18 protein-coding genes are annotated in these 15,927 nt (G+C 72.4%); 7 read left to right on the top strand and 11 right to left on the bottom strand.

Features of this window, described 5'->3' with window-relative positions:
• Positions 1–18 precede the first annotated feature (18 nt).
• The 4 genes from DEI89_RS14735 to DEI89_RS14720 form a co-directional block, all read right to left on the bottom strand.
• Entirely contained in the window at positions 19–1,212 is a 1,194-nt protein-coding gene (locus DEI89_RS14735) for a Gfo/Idh/MocA family protein (protein ID WP_110904812.1), read from the bottom strand.
• A 160-nt stretch (positions 1,213–1,372) separates the two neighbouring features.
• Positions 1,373–1,744, bottom strand: coding sequence for a hypothetical protein (locus DEI89_RS14730; RefSeq protein WP_110904811.1), 372 nt, complete (start codon positions 1,742–1,744; stop codon positions 1,373–1,375).
• An 8-nt stretch (positions 1,745–1,752) separates the two neighbouring features.
• Positions 1,753–2,346 carry a hypothetical protein gene (locus tag DEI89_RS14725; protein ID WP_146236817.1) on the bottom strand — a complete coding sequence of 198 codons (594 nt, stop codon included), beginning with the start codon at positions 2,344–2,346 and terminating at the stop codon, positions 1,753–1,755.
• Entirely contained in the window at positions 2,343–2,900 is a 558-nt protein-coding gene (locus DEI89_RS14720; protein ID WP_110904854.1) for an RNA polymerase sigma factor, read from the bottom strand. Before DEI89_RS14720 ends, DEI89_RS14725 begins: the two co-directional genes overlap by 4 nt.
• A 189-nt stretch (positions 2,901–3,089) precedes the next feature.
• Here DEI89_RS14720 and DEI89_RS17850 point away from each other — a divergent pair, with 189 nt between their 5' ends.
• Positions 3,090–3,263, top strand: coding sequence for a hypothetical protein (locus tag DEI89_RS17850; protein ID WP_181421681.1), 174 nt, complete (start codon positions 3,090–3,092; stop codon positions 3,261–3,263).
• A 21-nt stretch (positions 3,264–3,284) separates the two neighbouring features.
• Here the strand turns inward: DEI89_RS17850 and DEI89_RS14710 are convergent, their stop codons facing one another.
• From DEI89_RS14710 to DEI89_RS18265, 3 genes are all read right to left on the bottom strand, one after another.
• Positions 3,285–4,340, bottom strand: a complete 1,056-nt coding sequence (locus tag DEI89_RS14710) for a LacI family DNA-binding transcriptional regulator (protein ID WP_110904808.1) — start codon at positions 4,338–4,340, stop codon at positions 3,285–3,287.
• A 61-nt stretch (positions 4,341–4,401) separates the two neighbouring features.
• Positions 4,402–5,652, bottom strand: coding sequence for a Gfo/Idh/MocA family protein (locus DEI89_RS14705; RefSeq protein WP_110904807.1), 1,251 nt, complete (start codon positions 5,650–5,652; stop codon positions 4,402–4,404).
• A gap of 125 nt (positions 5,653–5,777) precedes the next feature.
• Positions 5,778–7,484 (bottom strand): GrpB family protein, encoded by a 1,707-nt coding sequence (locus tag DEI89_RS18265; RefSeq protein WP_181421680.1) that lies wholly within the window; start codon positions 7,482–7,484, stop codon positions 5,778–5,780.
• A 290-nt stretch (positions 7,485–7,774) separates the two neighbouring features.
• Here DEI89_RS18265 and DEI89_RS14695 point away from each other — a divergent pair, with 290 nt between their 5' ends.
• From DEI89_RS14695 to xylB, 3 genes are all read left to right on the top strand, one after another.
• The gene (locus DEI89_RS14695) at positions 7,775–8,494 is read left to right on the top strand and encodes a TetR/AcrR family transcriptional regulator (RefSeq protein WP_110904806.1); all 720 of its coding nucleotides are present in this window, start codon (positions 7,775–7,777) and stop codon (positions 8,492–8,494) included.
• Between the two features lie 128 nt (positions 8,495–8,622).
• Positions 8,623–9,816: a xylose isomerase gene (gene xylA, locus DEI89_RS14690; protein ID WP_110904805.1), complete on the top strand. Its 1,194-nt coding sequence runs from the start codon at positions 8,623–8,625 to the stop codon at positions 9,814–9,816.
• Complete coding sequence (gene xylB / locus DEI89_RS14685) at positions 9,809–11,317, top strand: xylulokinase (RefSeq protein WP_110904804.1); 1,509 nt, start codon at positions 9,809–9,811, stop codon at positions 11,315–11,317. Before xylA ends, xylB begins: the two co-directional genes overlap by 8 nt.
• Positions 11,318–11,416: 99 nt before the next feature.
• Here the strand turns inward: xylB and DEI89_RS14680 are convergent, their stop codons facing one another.
• Positions 11,417–12,034 (bottom strand): helix-turn-helix domain-containing protein, encoded by a 618-nt coding sequence (locus tag DEI89_RS14680; RefSeq protein ID WP_110904803.1) that lies wholly within the window; start codon positions 12,032–12,034, stop codon positions 11,417–11,419.
• 67 nt (positions 12,035–12,101) lie between these two features.
• Here DEI89_RS14680 and DEI89_RS14675 point away from each other — a divergent pair, with 67 nt between their 5' ends.
• Entirely contained in the window at positions 12,102–13,085 is a 984-nt protein-coding gene (locus DEI89_RS14675; RefSeq protein ID WP_110904802.1) for an NAD(P)/FAD-dependent oxidoreductase, read from the top strand.
• Between the two features lie 3 nt (positions 13,086–13,088).
• On the opposite strand, the gene DEI89_RS14670 is transcribed toward DEI89_RS14675, so the two are convergent.
• From DEI89_RS14670 to DEI89_RS14660, 3 genes are read right to left on the bottom strand one after another with little or no spacing between them, the layout of a single operon-like run.
• Complete coding sequence (locus DEI89_RS14670) at positions 13,089–13,520, bottom strand: DUF6314 family protein (protein ID WP_110904801.1); 432 nt, start codon at positions 13,518–13,520, stop codon at positions 13,089–13,091.
• Positions 13,517–14,182, bottom strand: coding sequence for a pentapeptide repeat-containing protein (locus DEI89_RS14665; protein ID WP_110904800.1), 666 nt, complete (start codon positions 14,180–14,182; stop codon positions 13,517–13,519). Before DEI89_RS14665 ends, DEI89_RS14670 begins: the two co-directional genes overlap by 4 nt.
• A gap of 44 nt (positions 14,183–14,226) precedes the next feature.
• Positions 14,227–14,709, bottom strand: coding sequence for a MarR family winged helix-turn-helix transcriptional regulator (locus tag DEI89_RS14660; RefSeq protein WP_258366325.1), 483 nt, complete (start codon positions 14,707–14,709; stop codon positions 14,227–14,229).
• 115 nt (positions 14,710–14,824) lie between these two features.
• On the opposite strand from DEI89_RS14660, the gene DEI89_RS14655 reads away from it, so the two are divergent.
• Positions 14,825–15,427 (top strand): hypothetical protein, encoded by a 603-nt coding sequence (locus tag DEI89_RS14655; RefSeq protein WP_110904799.1) that lies wholly within the window; start codon positions 14,825–14,827, stop codon positions 15,425–15,427.
• A 42-nt stretch (positions 15,428–15,469) separates the two neighbouring features.
• On the top strand, positions 15,470–15,927 hold a 458-nt coding region (locus DEI89_RS14650), incomplete at its 3' end, for a signal peptidase I (RefSeq protein WP_110904852.1).

The following is a 15,927-nucleotide window of genomic DNA, read 5'->3' as shown; positions in this document are numbered from 1 at the left end:
GATCGGGGGAGGGAGTGGTCATCGCGCGGGGATGGTCGTCCAGGCACTGCCGTCGGCGGCGCTCCGCTGCACGGCGTCCAGGACGTCCTGCACGTGCAACCCCACGGCGAAGGACGGCTCGGGCTGCTGTCCGGAGGTGATCGCGGTGACGAAGTCGACGACCTCGTGGACGAACGTGTGCTCGTAGCCGATCGTGTGCCCGGTCGGCCACCAGTGCGCCATGTACGGGTGCTCCGGTTCGGTGACGAGCACCCGGCGGAACCCCTGCTCCCCCGCCGGAGCGGCCTGGTCGTACACGCGCAGTTCGTTCATGGCCTCCAGGTCGAAGGCGATCGCTCCGGTGGACCCGCTGATCTCGATGGTCAGACCGTTCTTCCGCCCGGTCGCGTACCGGGTGGCCTCGAACGAGGCGACGGTCCCGCCCGGCCGGGCCGCGCCTCCCGTCAGTCGCCCCAGGAACCACGCCGCGTCGTCGACGGTGACCCGGCCGCGCTCCTCCGAGGCCGTGCCGGACAGGCCGACGCCGTCGGCCAACAACGGGCGCTCGTGCACGAACGTCTCGAGCGTGCCACTCACGGAGCCGAGCGTCGCCCCCGTGATGTGCTCGACGAGGTCCACGGCGTGCGCGCCGATGTCGCCGAGCGAGCCGGACCCGGCGAGGGACGCGTCCAGCCGCCACGTCATCGGACCGGTAGCGTCGGTGAGCCAGTCCTGCAGGTACAGCGCACGAGCGTGGCGGACCTCGCCGATCCGGCCGGCCTGCACGAGCTGCCGGGCGAACGCGAGGGCGGGGACGCGCCGGTAGCTGAAGCCCACCATCGAGCGCACCCCGCGCGTCGCGGCCGACGAAGCGGCGGCGACCATGGCCTCCGCCTCGGCGACGGTGTTGGCGAGCGGCTTTTCGCAGAGGACGTGCTTGCCGGCCTCCAGGGCGGCGATCGCGACCTCGGCGTGGGAGGACCCCGGCGAGCAGACGTCGACGACGTCGATGTCGGGGTCGTCGACGACGCGACGCCAGTCGGTCTCGGCGCGTTGCCAGCCGAAGCGGTCGCGGGCCGCCTCGGTGCGCTCGAGGTCGCGGCCGACGACGACGGTCATCTCGGGCTCCCGGTCGAGCGGGAAGAAGCGCGGTGCCACCCGCCAGGCCTGCGAGTGGGCGGCTCCCATGAAGCCGTGGCCGATCATCGCGACCCGCAACCGGTCCTCCGTCATCGCATGCTCCCTCGCATCGTGCGTCTGCGGTCGACGCTACGGACGGGCGGGTGGCCGGGACAAGCCGGACGGGAGGACCGGAAAACTTTCGTGGCCGTCTCGCGCCTGCGCGTGGCCGGGTCAGCTGCCGTCGGGTCGGTCGCCGACCTGGGGCGTCGGGTCAGACCGTACCGGCCGCGACGTCGTCCGCGGTGAGCCCGACGGTGTCGTCGACCAGCCGGACCACCACCGTGATGGTGTCGGGGCGGGGGCCGGGCTCGGCGTCCACGACGGAGCGGATGCGTTCACCGACCTCGCGCACGGTCTCCGTCGCGGGTCGAGCACCGTCGACCGCGACCTCCGCGGCGATCCGGACGGCCCCACCGCCGCGGTGGACGTCCACCATGGTCCCCGGCTGACGGAGTTCGAGCTGCGCCGCGACCGCGTCCGCCGCGACCCGCACGATCGACTTCGCCGGGAACACGTGGCTCACGCCGTCGGTCGCACGCGCGACGTCGGTCAAGCGGCGGGACAGCTCCTGGTCGTCTGCCACGGATGCTCCTAGGGGACGTAGACGTCGTCGAAACGGACGTCGATCTGCTCGATGACGAGTTCGGTGTGACGGCTGAGCACGTCCGCCACGCGACGTCGGAGGCGGTCGGCGGTCTGCTCGGCGACCTGGCCGTAGGCGATGGCCGCGGTCAGGTCGACGGTGATCGGCGTGCCCGGGGTCGAGACGTCACCGGTCAAGGTGCACCGTCCCATCACGATCCCGCCGGTGGTGTCACCGGCGCGGCGGATGAGGTTGCGGACCGCGGCCTCGGTCAGCACGAGCCGCAGCCGCGGGTCCGGGTGGCTGACGGGGACGTCCCGTCCGGACGTGATCTCCGCCCGGATCGTGGTGAGCAGGCCGTCGATCCAGGCGTTCTCGCGGTCGGGGTCGGCGTCGGCACGACGCTGCATGGCGTCGACCGAGAGCTCGCGGAGGCGCTGCATGTTCGACAGGGCGAGACGGCAGGCGGCGGACGACTCGATGTCCGGGTCCTGGGGGGTCCGCCCGCGGTCCAGGTACTCCGCGAGCTCGTCGAAGGTGTGGCCGTCGAGGTCGGCGTCGGGCAGGACGTCGGCAGGCAGGGTCTGGTCGTCGTCGCTCATCGCCACGCCTCCATCTCCCGGAGCAGGAACTGCCGTGCCCGAGCGAGGAGCCCTCGGACCGTCGAGACGGGCAGCTCGAGCGCCTCGCTGATCTCCTGGTAGCTGTACCCGGCCGTCTCCCGCAACAGCCAGCAGCGTCGCTGGTCGGCAGGGAGCCGGTCCAACGCAGCCCACATCGCGTCGAGCTGCAGCCGCGCCTCGACGATACGCTCCGGGCTCTGAGCCGGGTCTGCGGGAGGTTCGATCTCGTCGACGTCGTCGTGGTGCCGGCGTCGGCGGAGGCGGTCGATCGCCTTCCGGGTGACGATCTGCATCATCCACGGCCGGAAGCGGGCGGGGGTGTCGAGGTCCGACAACCGACGCCATCCAGTGAGGAACGACTCCTGCACGACGTCGTCGGACTCGACGTTCGATCCGAGCATCTGTTCGGCGTAGACGCGCATCAGCGGACCGTGACGACGGGCGAGGACGGCGAAGGCCGGTACGTCGCCGTCCACGGCGCGGACGACGAGCGTCGAGTCCTCGGCGCGGCCGAGCGGGTCGTCGTCGCGCATCCTCACCTTCCGCCGGTCCAGGGGTTCGTCCGTCCGGTCGACGGCCGCATCCGAGCATGCTCCGTCGTCCCCGGACTCGCCCGCACGGATCGGATTCGTGACGGAATGCCCGGTCGGTCCGTCCAAGAAGGGGGACCTCGCGACAGGAAGCAGACGATGCACGACCGACCGACTACCGATCCCCGCTCCGTGAAACCTGTCGGACGCGCGGGACCGGACCGTGACGAGCGCTGCCCGAGCCGTTTCGACAGCTGGCACTGCGGGCTCCCGCAGGGGCACGGCGGACTGCACGTCGCCGAGGAGCCCCAGGGTCGGACCACCTGGAACGACGCCCTGGACGGCCGCGACCTCGGCTTCCTCTGACGCCCGCTTCTCGGCGCGGCCTCAGACCGTGTCGTCCGGACATCCGCACGAGCGTCGGAGGACGAGTTCGCCGGGGAACAGTTCGTGCGCGTGGTCGCGGTCGGTCGCCAGCAGACGCGTGACCGCGCTCCGCGCCATCTCGTCGACCGGCTGCCGGAAGGTCGTCAGGCCCGGCCAGGCGTACTCGGCTTCCGACGAGCCGTCGAAGGACGCGATCGCGACGTCCTGCGGCACCCGGATGCCGCGCTCGTGGAAGGCCCGCAGCACCCCGACCGCGGTCCGGTCGGACGCGACGAAGAGGGCACGTGGTCGGTGGCCCCCGTCGTGCGCACCGGTGCCGACGCGGGCCCGGTCGTCGGCGATGCGGTGTCCGGCGGCCCGACCGCCCGGACGGGTGACCTCGGCCGCCACGAACGGCCCGGCCGGCACTCCGGCCGCCGCACAGGCCTGCAGCCACCCGATGTACCGGGGCTCGGTCGGGTCGTCCTGTCCCACGAAGCCGACCGATCCGTAGCCGTGCTCGAGCAGGTGCGTCGTCGCCGCGACCGCTCCCGCGCGGAGGTCGGTGCCGAGACTCGCGACCCCGCGCTCGCGGCTGGCGACGTTGAGGGAGATCCACGGCAGCCCCACGCCGTCGAGCGCCACGCTGTCGAGCGCGGTGTCCCCCGCGAGCACCAGCACCCCGTCGATCTGGCGCGCGGCGAACTCGCGGAACCGGGCGAGCACCTCGTCCGGTCGGAACGACGTGGCCGTCGTGTACAGGGCGTACCCGCGGTCGCGGGCCGCAGCCTCCAGGGTGCTCGCGTACTCGCCGAAGAACGGGTTCGTGAAGACGGGGTCGCTGCTGCTGGGCACGAGGAAGGCGAGGGTGTCCGCGGAGCCGGAGCGGAGGGCGCGTGCGGCCTGGTTCGGTCGGTACCCGAGCTGTTCGACGGCGGCCAGCACCCGCTCCGCCGTGGCGGCGGCCACCGGTGCCGTGCCGTTCAACGTGTAGCTGACGACGGCGTCGCTCACCCCGGCGAGCCGGGCGACGTCACGTCGTGTCGCCTTCCGCGGGGCCGACGTGCCGTTCGTCATGCCCTGCTCCGCACAGAGGCCGGCCCAGGGCGGCGCACACGCGGCCACGCCGCCCGACCGGTCATGCTCCGGACAGCTCGCTCCGGACCGGCAGCGGTGACCCGACGGGCACCGGGGCGTCCCCGAAATCCGGGATCGGCAGCCGCTCGCCGTCCCGCAGCGCGGACTGGAACGCGATGAGGCCGGGGAGCGTGTACCGGGCCGCGACCCAGGCGTTGACGGTGGGCAACGTGCCGCCGTCGACGGCGCGGACGAAGTCGTCGACCAGGAAGCGGTGGCTGCCCTCGTGTCCGTCCGGGGCGACGTCGAACTCGGCCGGGAGGCGCTCGGCCTCCGTCGCGTGGACCTTCGCGTGCCCGGAGCTGAACGCCTCGCGGAGGGACGGCGCGATGTCGGCCAGCAGCGGGTCGTCGGGGCCGATCGCGGGCTCCGAGGCGAGCAGGTCGGAGACGTCCTGCACGCCGTCCTTGTCCTGCCAGACCGAGGTCGCGGCGAGCTGCTCGAAGCTGCCCTCGGTGCCGAACCAGCGGAACCGGCTCTCGCGGATCGGCGACGGGTAGCCGACACGACGGAACTCGTTGATGCGCATCGAGCCCCCGCCGTCCAGCTCGAACAGTGCGGTCATGTTCGAGAAGTCGTTGTCGAACATGCTGACCTGCTTGTCGAACACCCCGTCGTCCCGGTCGTCACGCACGCCGATGCAGCTGACGCTCGTCGCGTGCCGCGGCATAGCACCGAGGACGCCACCGATCGCGTGGGTCGGGTACCACATGGGCGGGTAGCTGGCGGTGGCCTTCCAGTCGTCACCACCACTGAACTTGTAGGCGTCGTAGAACCCGAGGTCCATGTCGTGCAGGTAGTCGCCCTCGGCGTAGAACACCCGGCCGAAGGCTCCCTGTTCGGCCTTCTGCCGCGCGAAGACCGTCGCCGGGTTGTACTGGCTCGTCTCGCCCATCATGTAGGTCAGCCCGGTCGCGCTGACCAGGTCGATGACCTCGGCGATCTCCTCCCGCGTCACGGCCATCGGCACCGCCGAGTACACGTGCTTGCCGGCCTGCAGCGCGCGGGCGACGATCGGCCCGTGCGTCCAGCGCTGTGTGAACACGGCGACCGCGTCGATCGCGGGGTCGGCGAGCATCGAGTCCAGGTCGGCGTACGTGCCGGCGAGACCGAGGTCCTCGACCAGCCGCTGCGCGCGGCCCTCGATGACGTCGGTGGCGTACACGGCCGAGATGCCGGGGTGCAGCTGGAACAGAGCGGCGAAGTGGGACGAGAACTGGCCGGCACCGACCATGCCGAGGGTGAACGTCATGTGCTGTCCTCCTGTGCGTCGTTGCACGCCGCCGGGTCGACGGAGCGTCCAGCAAGTGTGGCGGCGAGGGTTTACTCGTGTCAGCTGTCAGCGGGATCCCCTGACCAGCCGAGCGGCGACGAGCATCACTGGGGTAACACCGCCGCGGCTCGCGCCCGTTCCACCACCGCACGAATCACGTCCGTCTTCGCGTCCGCGTAGTCGTTCATGTCGTCCCACGTCCCGCTGAGCAGCGCCCGCTTCGTCGCCTCGTACAGCGCTCGGTCGTCCGGGTCCGTCCGCAGCCGGTCGCGGAGCAGCAGGTAGTCGTCGACCGCCGTCGCACCACGTCCGTAGACGTGCACGTGCACGTCTCGCGTCGGCGTCCGCACCAGACGGTGGCCGGGCTCACGCACCCGCAGCTCGTACCCGGCCCTCAGGAGCGGCCCGAGGTACGCGGACTCGTCGGTGACGTCCGGCACGACGACGACGAGGTCGACGATCGGTTTGGCGGCGAGGCCCGGCACCGAGGTCGACCCGATGTGCTCGACCTGCACGTCGAGCGGTGCGACCGCGCGGAGGATCCGCTCCCGGTGCTCCGCGAACGTCACCGCCCAGCCCGGGTCGTGTTCGTGCAGTCCGACACGCAGCGCCTCGGGTCCGCCCACGATCTCGACGGTGGTCACGTCACGGCGCTCGACGGCGGTCGCGTCGCGACGGACGGGAGGCTCGTCCCCCGCCCCGACCCCGGGTGCGGCCGTCGAGTCGCGGACCACGAGCGTCGTGGCGAGCTCGACCCGGACCGGCTCGTCCGGCGCACCACTGGCGTGCCCGTCCGTGCCCACGCCGGCGTGCTGGCGCAGCGCCATCCGCGTGGCCCGCAGCGCCATCCGAGTGGCCCGCTCCGCCATCTCCCGCAGGGGCTGCCGGATCGTCGTCAGCGCGGGTCGTGCCCATCGTGCGGGAGCGACGTCGTCGAACCCGACGACGGACAGGTCCCCCGGCACCCGGAGCCCGAGCGACCGGGCGGCGTCGAGCACGCCGAGAGCCTGCAGGTCGTTGCCGGTGACGATCGCCGTCGGCCGGGGAACGGCGGCCAGCAGTTCACGGGCGGCACGTTCGCCGTCCTCGCGGCTGAACCGGGCGACGACGACGGACGGACCGTGTGTGCCGGACGGGTCGGGCGTGACGGAGGTTCGGCGCGCCTCCAGTCCGGCTGCGGCGAGCGCCGCACGGTGTCCTGCCAGCCGGTCGACCGCGCAGGCCATGTCGATCGGCCCGGCGATCGCCGCGATGTGGGCGTGCCCGAGGTCCAGCAGGTGCTGCGTCGCAGCCGCTCCCCCGGCGGTGTTGGTCGCACCGACGACGGGGACGTCGGCGGGCGGGTCGCCGACCGGGTCGACGACCGTGAACGGGATGCCGCGAGCGCGGAGCTGGTCCCGGCGGCCAGCGGTGAGTGCCGAGAACTGCAGCACGATCGCCGCGGGTCGTCGGTGCAGGACGCCGGTGATCCAGTCCTGGCCGACGGCGTGGTCCGGGCCGAGCGCGGAGAGGGACAGCGCGTACCCGTGCTCCCGCGCGACGGACTCGACCCCACGGACGATCTCGATCGACCACTCGCTGGCCAGGTCCTCGACGACGAGCTCGACGAGCGACCCGGGACCGGGCGGGGTGTCGCGCTGGGCGTAGCCGGAGCCGGCGAGCAGGCGTTCGACGCGCTCCCGGGTGGGTTCGGAGACGCCGGGGCGGCCGTTGAGGACCTTCGACACGGTGGCCAGGGACACCGACGCCTTGCGCGCGATGGCCTCGAGCGTGGGGCGGGAGCCGGACCGTTCCGCGGGGTCGATGAACATGTGCCGAGTATCCCAGGGCCGATCGGAGCGCTGGAGGCTGCGCGGCGGATCTGTGGAGGAGCGCCGGTACCGACAGGCCGGCGCGGGCTGGCTGCGCGACCACGTCGGTCTCGCCGAGCAGCTCGACGGTGTGCCCCGCATCCGCCGGGCAGCGCAGCCGGAGCGCGTGCGGGGCAGGTGCCGGGACCCGTGGCCCGAGGACTGGGGCGCGCGGACCGAGCCTCACCGCCGGGATACTGCCGGTGCACAGCCCCGTCCATCCGGGGGGCTCACGACGAACCGAGGCTGCGATGACCACCGATGCCCGCTCCGCCGGAAGCGCCGACGAGATCGACGCCGACACCGCGATCGCGCCCGACACCGAGTCCAGAGCCGACAACGACCCCGCTGTCGACGACCACCTGGAGCAGGCCCGGCTCCGTGCGCACATCGCCGCGGTCACGATCGAGCTGATCCGGACCGGTGAGACGCTGCGGCCGGACAGCGCTGCGGTGTCCGAAGCCGCCGGCGTCGATCAGGAGGTGGTGCAACGACAGTTCCCGACCTGGGAGAGCCTGGTCGCGGTCGCGGTGATGCGGTGGCACGAGGGCCGGATCGCACCGCTGCTCGCGACGGCCGGTGGTGGTGGCGCCGTCGTGTTCCTGGAGCGCCTGATCGCGGCGAACCTGGCGGACCCGCGGATGATGCGACTGCTCGTGAGCACGCTGACGGCCGGTGCCGACGCGGCGAACCCGGCGGCGCCGTTCTACCGCAACCAGTACGCCGGGTTCCACCGGACCGTGCGCGGACTGTTCGAACAGGACGTCCTCGCCGGCCGCGAACCCGCGACCATCGATCCGAGGCGCGCGGCCGACCAGCTGCTCGCGCTCTACGAGGGACTGCAGCTCCAGGGCATGCTGCGGGATGGTCTCGACGTCCTGGCCGCGTTCCGCGACGTGACCGGACGGCTCCGTCGCGGCTGGGCGGCCGGTGTCGGCGGGGAGGCCGCCGACGGGGTCTACGACATCTGACCGCCGGACGGGAGGTGCGGCTCGGGCCCGGCCCCGGCCTCCAGCCCGACCGGGGGTTGCGCTCGGCCCCCTCGTCGCATATGTTCTCGCTGACAACAAATCCGCTCGACGACGATCGGCAGACCCCCATGGCAGTGCAGCCCACCCGCGACGACAAGTTCTCCTTCGGTCTCTGGACCGTCGGTTACAACGGCTCGGACCCCTTCGGCGGCCCGACGCGCCCCCAGCTCGACGTGGTCGAAGCGGTCGAGAAGCTCGACGAGCTCGGCGCCTACGGCCTCACCTTCCACGACGACGACCTCTTCGCGTTCGGCTCGACCGACGCCGAGCGGCAGACCCAGATCGACCGCCTCAAGGGCGCGCTGGAGTCGACCGGCCTCGTCGTCCCGATGGTGACCACGAACCTCTTCTCCGCCCCGGTCTTCAAGGACGGCGGCTTCACCTCGAACGACCGCGAGGTCCGCCGTTTCGCCCTCCGCAAGGTGCTGCGCAACGTCGACCTCGCCGCCGAGCTCGGTGCCGAGACCTTCGTCATGTGGGGCGGCCGCGAAGGCGCCGAGTACGACGCCGCCAAGGACGTCCAGGCCGCGCTCGAGCGCTACCGCGAGGCCGTCAACCTCCTCGCCCAGTACGTCACCGACAAGGGCTACGGCATCAAGTTCGCCATCGAGCCGAAGCCGAACGAGCCCCGCGGCGACATCCTGCTGCCGACGCTCGGCCACGCGATCGCGTTCATCGACACCCTGGAGCGCCCGGAGCTCTTCGGCGTGAACCCCGAGGTCGGCCACGAGCAGATGGCCGGCCTGAACTTCACCGCCGGCATCGCGCAGGCGCTGTACTCGGGCAAGCTCTTCCACATCGACCTCAACGGGCAGCGCGGCATCAAGTACGACCAGGACCTCGTCTTCGGTCACGGCGACCTGCAGAACGCGTTCTCGCTCGTCGACCTGCTCGAGCACGGCGCACCGCAGGGTGGCCGCGCCTACGACGGCCCCCGTCACTTCGACTACAAGCCGTCCCGCACCGAGGACATCACGGGCGTCTGGGACTCGGCCGCCGCGAACATGCGCATGTACCTGCTCCTCAAGGAGCGCGCGCAGGCCTTCCGCGCCGACCCCGAGGTCCAGGCAGCGCTCGAGGGCGCCAAGGTCACCGAGCTCGCCAAGCCGACGCTGAACGAGGGCGAGAGCTACGACGCGTTCCTCGCCGACACCTCGGCGTACGAGGACTTCGACGCCGACGCGTACTTCGGCGGCAAGGGCTTCGGCTTCGTCAAGCTGCAGCAGCTCGCGATCGAGCACCTCATGGGCGCTCGTGGCTGATCTCGCCTCCAGCGCGACCGACCCCGGCGATGAGGACCTCCTCGTCGCCGGGGTCGACTCGTCCACGCAGTCCTGCAAGGTCGTCGTCCGCCGGGCCGCCACCGGCGAGGTCGTCCGGACCGGACGCGCCGCCCACCCCGACGGCACCGAGGTCGACCCGGCCGCCTGGTGGGACGCTCTCGGCGTCGCCGTCGCCGACGCCGGCGGGCTCGGCGACGTCGCCGCGATCGGCATCGGCGGCCAGCAGCACGGCATGGTCGTGCTCGACTCCGCCGGTCGCGTGATCCGCCCGGCGCTGCTGTGGAACGACGTCCGCAGCGCGGCCGCCGCCGCCGAGATGGTCGAGGACCTCGGACGGGAGGCATGGGTCGCCCGCACGGGTCTCGTCCCGGTGGCATCGTTCACGGCCACGAAGCTCCGCTGGCTCCGCGACGCCGAGCCGGAGCACGCGGCCCGCGTGGCCGCCGTCGCGCTGCCGCACGACTGGCTGTCCTGGCGCCTCCGCGGCTACGGCCCGGCGGACGAGAGCTCCCTCGGCCCGGACCTGGACGCCCTGGCGACCGACGGTTCGGACGCCAGCGGCACCGCCTACTGGGACCCGGCACGCCGTGAGTACGACCCGGAGTTGTTCGAACTGGCCCTGGGGCGTCCGCTGCGCGGAGCCGAGACCGGTGACGACGGCGACGCGGTGATCGTGCCGCGCGTGGTCGCGCCGTCCGAGGCGATGGGCACGCTCGAGCAGGACGTCGACCTGCCGGGCGGTGCGCGGGCCCCGCGCGGGCTCGTCGTCACGGCGGGCGCGGGCGACAACGCGGGCGCCGCACTCGGCCTCGGCCTGGCGGCGGGCGACGTCGCGGTGTCCCTCGGGACGAGCGGCACGGTGTTCGGCGTGACCGACACCGCGATCGAGGACCCGACGGGCACGGTCGCGGGTTTCGCGGACGCCACGGGTACCCGGCTGCCGATCGTCACGACGCTCAACGCGGCACGGGTACTCGAGGTGATCGGCGGCCTGCTGGGCGTCGACCACGCCGAACTCGGTCGACTGGCACTGCAGGCGCCGGCCGGTGCTGACGGGCTCGTCCTGGTGCCGTACTTCGTCGGCGAGCGCACCCCGAACCGGCCGGACGCCACCGCCTCGCTGCTCGGTATGACGCCCGGCACGACGGACCGGGCGCACCTGGCCCGCGCCGCGGTGGAGGGCATGCTCTGCGCCCTCGCCGACGGCCTGGCCGCGGTCGAGCGGACCGGCGTCACCGTGGAACGGCTGCTGCTCATCGGCGGGGCCGCGCAGAACGAGGCCGTCCGCGTCGTCGCGGCGCAGGTCTTCGGCCGCGAGGTCCTGGTGCCCGAGCCGGGGGAGTACGTCGCCGCGGGCGCTGCGCGACAGGCGGCGTGGGTCGTCACCGGGGAGCTCCCCGGCTGGTCGATCCCGACGACGTCGATCCCGGCGGACCCGCACCCCGAGGTGCTCGAGCGGTACCGCGCCGCCGTCGGCTGACCGCACCGCGTCGACTGACCGCAAAACGCAACGTCGGCGTCGAGACGCAACGCGATCGCGTTGCGGGACGACGCCGACGTTGCGTTTTGCGGCCGCCGCTCAGTACGGCCGCGGCGCGGGCTTCGACCGCACGTGGGCCCGCTCCCCCTGCGGCCCGTACAGGCAGAGCACCTCGGTCACCTGCGTCGAGACGTTGCCGACCCAGTGGGGGGTGTGGGTGTCGAACTCCGCGACCTCGCCCGGGCCGAGGTCGAACACCTCGTCGCCGAGCACCAGCCGGAGTCGGCCGGACAGCACGTAGAGCCACTCGTAGCCCTCGTGGGTCTTCAATGTCGTGTCCGAGCCGTGGTCGTTCGGCTCGATGAGCTGCTTGAACGACCGCACTCCCCCGGACCGCTTCGTCAGCGGGATCACGACACGGCGACCGTGTCGCTCGGGCTTGAGGTGCACCCGCGGGTCCCCGGTCGGCGGCGCCCCGACGAGGTCGTCGAGCGGCACCTGGTACGCTCGCGCCAACGGCAGCAGCAGTTCCAGGGTGGGCTTCCGCTGTCCGGACTCCAGCCGCGACAGGGTGCTCACCGAGATGCCGGTCCGCTCCGCGAGTGCTGCGAGCGTGACGTCCTGCCGGGTGCGGAGCGCCCGGAGTCGCGGGCCGACCGCATCGACGACGTCAGCCGTCGTCGGTTCGGTGGGGCGCGCCTCCCGATCGGATGTCATGCCGCCGATCTTGCCACAACGGCAACAGCACTTGCCACTTCGATCCCGGGCGACCGAAGATCGCCGCATGTCTGAACACTTCGACGTCATCGTGGTCGGCGGCGGCCCCGCCGGCCTGTCTGCTGCACTCATCCTGGGGCGCTCGCGCCGCTCCGTCCTGGTCGTCGATGCGGGTGAACCCCGCAACGCCCCTGCCGAAGGCGTCCACAACCTGCTGGGGCAGGAGGGCACCGCACCCCGCGACCTCGTCCGCATCGGCCGACAGGAAGTTGCCCGCTACGGGGTCACCGTCACGGACGGGAGGGTCGTGGCCGCGTCCGCCACGCCCGTCACCGACGACGACGCGCTGGGGTTCCGGCTCACCCTGGACTCCGGCGAGGTCGTCACTGCCCGCCGCGTGGTCGTGGCCGGCGGTGCGGTCGACGTGCTGCCCGACGTCCCCGGCCTCGCGGAGCAGTGGGGCCGCGGAGTCGTGCACTGCCCGTTCTGCCACGGGTGGGAGGTCCGCGACCGACGGATCGGGGTCCTCGTCACGACTGCCGCCGGTGCACATCAGGTGCAGATGTTCCGGGCGCTGAGCGACGACGTCACGGCCTTCGTGACGGATCCCGACCTGCTCGACGACACCGTCCTGGCCGGCTTCGCCGCTCGTGGCATCCGGGTGGTGCGGACCCCGGTCGTCCGCGTGCTCTCCGAGGGGGACGCACCGTCCGGGGTCGAGCTGGCGGACGGGACCGTCGTCGAACTCGATGCCCTGGCCGCAGCGAGCCGGGTCGAGGCCCGGGTCGAGTGGGCCGCGGGACTCGGGCTGACGCCGGTCGACCAGGAGGCCAACGGCGTGCTGTTCGGCCGGGTGCTCGCGGTCGACGGGGCCGGGCAGACCGAGGTCCCCGGTGTCTTCGCCGCCGGCAACGCGGCGAACGCGATGCTCACGGTGGTCGCCTCGGCCGCGGCGGGGTCACAGACCGGGGCCATGGTGCACGGCGACCTGCTGCGGGCGGAGGTCGCGGCAGCCATCAGTGCCGGTACCGGTACCGGTACGGCACGCTGATGCTCAGCGCAGCGGGGTGAGCGTGCTCTCGAGGAGCAGGTCCTTCGCCGGCCCGCGCGCGCGCCAGCGGACGCTCCACCGGTCGGTCGTCCCGACGAGCAGGCCCGTGTAATCGTCGGGGGCGCAGGCGTGCTCGACCTGCGAGCCCCACACCCAGTCGTGGAACGGACGGCCGTCGGCGAAGAACACCCGCCACGGGCCGTCCGGACCGCAGCCGTCCGGGCCGCGTCGGACCGTCAGCGTCCGCCACACCGGGGTCGTGCGGTCACCGAGGACCATCGTGCCGGTCTCGTGCCAGCGCACCGTGTCGTCGTCGACCGCGGTGAGCTCGGTCGTGCCGGTGACGGTGCCGCGCAGGTCGGCGAGCCGCTCGTGCACCCTCCGCCCGAGCGCCCAACGGCCGAGCAGGTCGGTGGGCGTGAGTGCGTCCGTCACTCGACCCGGTAGCCGGCCTGGGCGGCCAGCAGCGGAGCGAGCGTGAACAACTGCTCGCCGCCGATCGTCGCGCCGCGCATGCCGTCCAGTCGCTCGAGTCGGTCGAGGTCGGCGCCGCGCAGGTCGACGTCCTCGATGCGGGTGTTCGTGCCCGCGAACTCGCGGACGGTGCTGCCCGGGAACGAGACCCGCAGCAGTCGGGCGTCGGCGATGTCGATCTCGTCGACGACGCAGTCGCGGAAGACCACGTCGGTCAGCGTCGAGGCGCGGAGGTTGACGAATCCGAGCTTCATGCCGACGAACTCGACGCTGGCCAACGAGCTGTCGTGCAGTTCAGCCGAGCCGACACGGCCGCCCGCGATCCGGACCTCCCGCCAGGAGCTGCTGACGGCACGGAGCACGGGGGCGTCGAGGACCTCGACGACGCTGTCCCGGATCCGGAAGCCGCGCAGCTCCGCGTCACCGGCACGGAGGGTCTCGATGACGCACTCCTCGACCTCCAGGTCGGGCAGCCGTTCACCGGACAGGTCGAGGACGCCGATGCGCTTGCCCTCGATGCGGTCGCCGGTCAGGACGTCGCTGGGCCCGGGCGTCCAGTCCTCGAGGTCCGTCGGTCCAGTGAGGGTGATGCGGGGCGCCGTGACGCCGGTCTTCCGTGCCATGCGCCCAGTCTGCCGCGGACGGCAGGCCACCGCCGACGGGCCCGTCAGTCTTCGGGCTCGTCCGAGCGTGCGGCTGCACGCAGGGCATCGGCCATCCGACCGGTGAAGTCGATGAACAGTTCGAAGGACTCGGGTGCCACCGCGCTCTCGAGCACCCCGCGGTAGGCGGCCCGCACGGAACCGAGGACCGCGACCGCGTCGAGCGTGAGCTCGATGCGGACGCTGCGTCGGTCATCGGGGTTCCGGACGCGGTCGAGGAGTCCCTGCCGGGTGAGCCGGTCGAGGAGCGCGGTCACAGCCCCGGTCCCCATCTCGAGGTACCCGCCGAGCTCCTTCGGCGTGCGGTCGTCGTCGACCGCTCCGAGGAACTGCAGCGCGCGGAGGTCGACCGGGTTCAGGCCGTGCCGGACGGCGAGGTGCTGCATGAGGTGCGCGTGCTCGACCTGTGCGCCGTAGAGGGTCGCCACGGCCTCGTCGAGGAGACGGTCGAAGTCGGCGGTCGAGGGGCGCCGAGGAGGTGCGGTCACAAGGCGACCCTAGTCGACATCCGTTCATCACGGAGATTGACAAACTCGAAAATCGAGGCGTACAGTCGCAGATGCCTCGAAAATCGAGGTGACATGATCAGGATGGAACCCGGAAATGCGTCGCCCTACCCGCACCCTCGCTCGCCTCGGCACCCTCGCCGTGATCCCCGCCGCGCTGCTCGCCGCCGGTGTGGCCGTCTCCACGGCGAGCTACTCGGCCTTCTCGGCGACCTCGTCCGACGGTGCCGACAACTGGTCGATGGGCACGGTCGCGCTGACGAACGACGCCTCGAACGGCGCGTTGTTCTCCGCGTCGAACCTCAAGCCCGGGTCCACCGGCACGAACTGCATCGCGGTGACCTCGAGCGGCAGCCTGCCGAGCGCCGTCCGCATGTACGCGAAGGACGTCACCCAGACCAAGGCCCTGGCCTCGTCCGTGACCCTGCAGGTCAAGCAGGGCACCGGCGGCGGCTACGGCACCTGCGACGGGTTCACCGCGGCGACGGGCACCGACGGCACCCTCTACGACGGGTCGCTCGCGACCTTCGCGTCGACCCGGAAGGACTACGCGTCCGGTCTCGGCACCTGGAAGACCGCGGGCACCAAGCCCGAGACGCGGACCTTCCAGATCACCTACACCGTCTCCCCCGACGCGCCGGCGACGCTGATGGGCGCCACCGCCAGCCTCGGCTTCACCTGGGAAGCCCAGAACCTCTAGTCCCCGCCCACCACCGCACGCCCACCGGACAGGAGGATCGGGATGCGCTCGTCGTCATGGCTCCGGTTCACGGTCGTGCTCGCGGCTCGTGGCGTCATCGCCGCGCTCGTCGGCGTCGTGTTCTGGGGCATCGCTCCGCTCGCACTCGGATGGCACACCACCACCGTGATGACGGGCTCCATGCAACCCACCCTGCTGCCCGGTGACGTCGTCGTGAGCAAGCCGGTCCCGGCCCACGACGTCCGAGCGGGTCAGGTGCTGCTCTTCCCGGACCCAGACCACGCCGGGGTGCTGCGCCTGCACCGGCTCCAGGACGTGGACGCCCACGGCGACCTCGTCACCAAGGGCGACGCCAACCCGGAGCCGGACTCGACCGCCGTCGCGCGGTCCTCGGTCGTCGGGGTCGGGTACCTGCGTGTCCCGCTCGTCGGGCTCCCGGTCGTCTGGGCCGCGGAGCACCGGACCGTGCCCCTCGTCGCACCTGTCTCTTATACACATCT

Origin of the sequence: Curtobacterium sp. MCBD17_030, from assembly GCF_003224255.1 — a bacterium.
Taxonomy (GTDB): Bacteria; Actinomycetota; Actinomycetes; order Actinomycetales; family Microbacteriaceae; genus Curtobacterium.
Note: the sequence above shows the minus strand (reverse complement) of the source record. Positions and strands in the feature narration are given on the sequence as shown.

What these genes read in the sequence shown, in the direction of transcription:
- DEI89_RS14725 (WP_146236817.1), bottom strand. Translation starts at nt 2,346, where the DNA reads ATGAGCGACGACGACCAGACCCTGCCTGCCGACGTCCTGCCCGACGCC.
- DEI89_RS14695 (WP_110904806.1), top strand. Translation starts at nt 7,775, where the DNA reads ATGACCACCGATGCCCGCTCCGCCGGAAGCGCCGACGAGATCGACGCC.
- DEI89_RS14735 (WP_110904812.1), bottom strand. Translation starts at nt 1,212, where the DNA reads ATGACGGAGGACCGGTTGCGGGTCGCGATGATCGGCCACGGCTTCATG.
- DEI89_RS14675 (WP_110904802.1), top strand. Translation starts at nt 12,102, where the DNA reads ATGTCTGAACACTTCGACGTCATCGTGGTCGGCGGCGGCCCCGCCGGC.
- DEI89_RS14705 (WP_110904807.1), bottom strand. Translation starts at nt 5,652, where the DNA reads ATGACGTTCACCCTCGGCATGGTCGGTGCCGGCCAGTTCTCGTCCCAC.
- DEI89_RS14710 (WP_110904808.1), bottom strand. Translation starts at nt 4,340, where the DNA reads ATGACGAACGGCACGTCGGCCCCGCGGAAGGCGACACGACGTGACGTC.
- DEI89_RS14720 (WP_110904854.1), bottom strand. Translation starts at nt 2,900, where the DNA reads ATGCGCGACGACGACCCGCTCGGCCGCGCCGAGGACTCGACGCTCGTC.
- DEI89_RS18265 (WP_181421680.1), bottom strand. Translation starts at nt 7,484, where the DNA reads ATGTTCATCGACCCCGCGGAACGGTCCGGCTCCCGCCCCACGCTCGAG.
- DEI89_RS14680 (WP_110904803.1), bottom strand. Translation starts at nt 12,034, where the DNA reads ATGACATCCGATCGGGAGGCGCGCCCCACCGAACCGACGACGGCTGAC.
- DEI89_RS14655 (WP_110904799.1), top strand. Translation starts at nt 14,825, where the DNA reads ATGCGTCGCCCTACCCGCACCCTCGCTCGCCTCGGCACCCTCGCCGTG.
- xylA (WP_110904805.1), top strand. Translation starts at nt 8,623, where the DNA reads ATGGCAGTGCAGCCCACCCGCGACGACAAGTTCTCCTTCGGTCTCTGG.
- DEI89_RS14665 (WP_110904800.1), bottom strand. Translation starts at nt 14,182, where the DNA reads ATGGCACGGAAGACCGGCGTCACGGCGCCCCGCATCACCCTCACTGGA.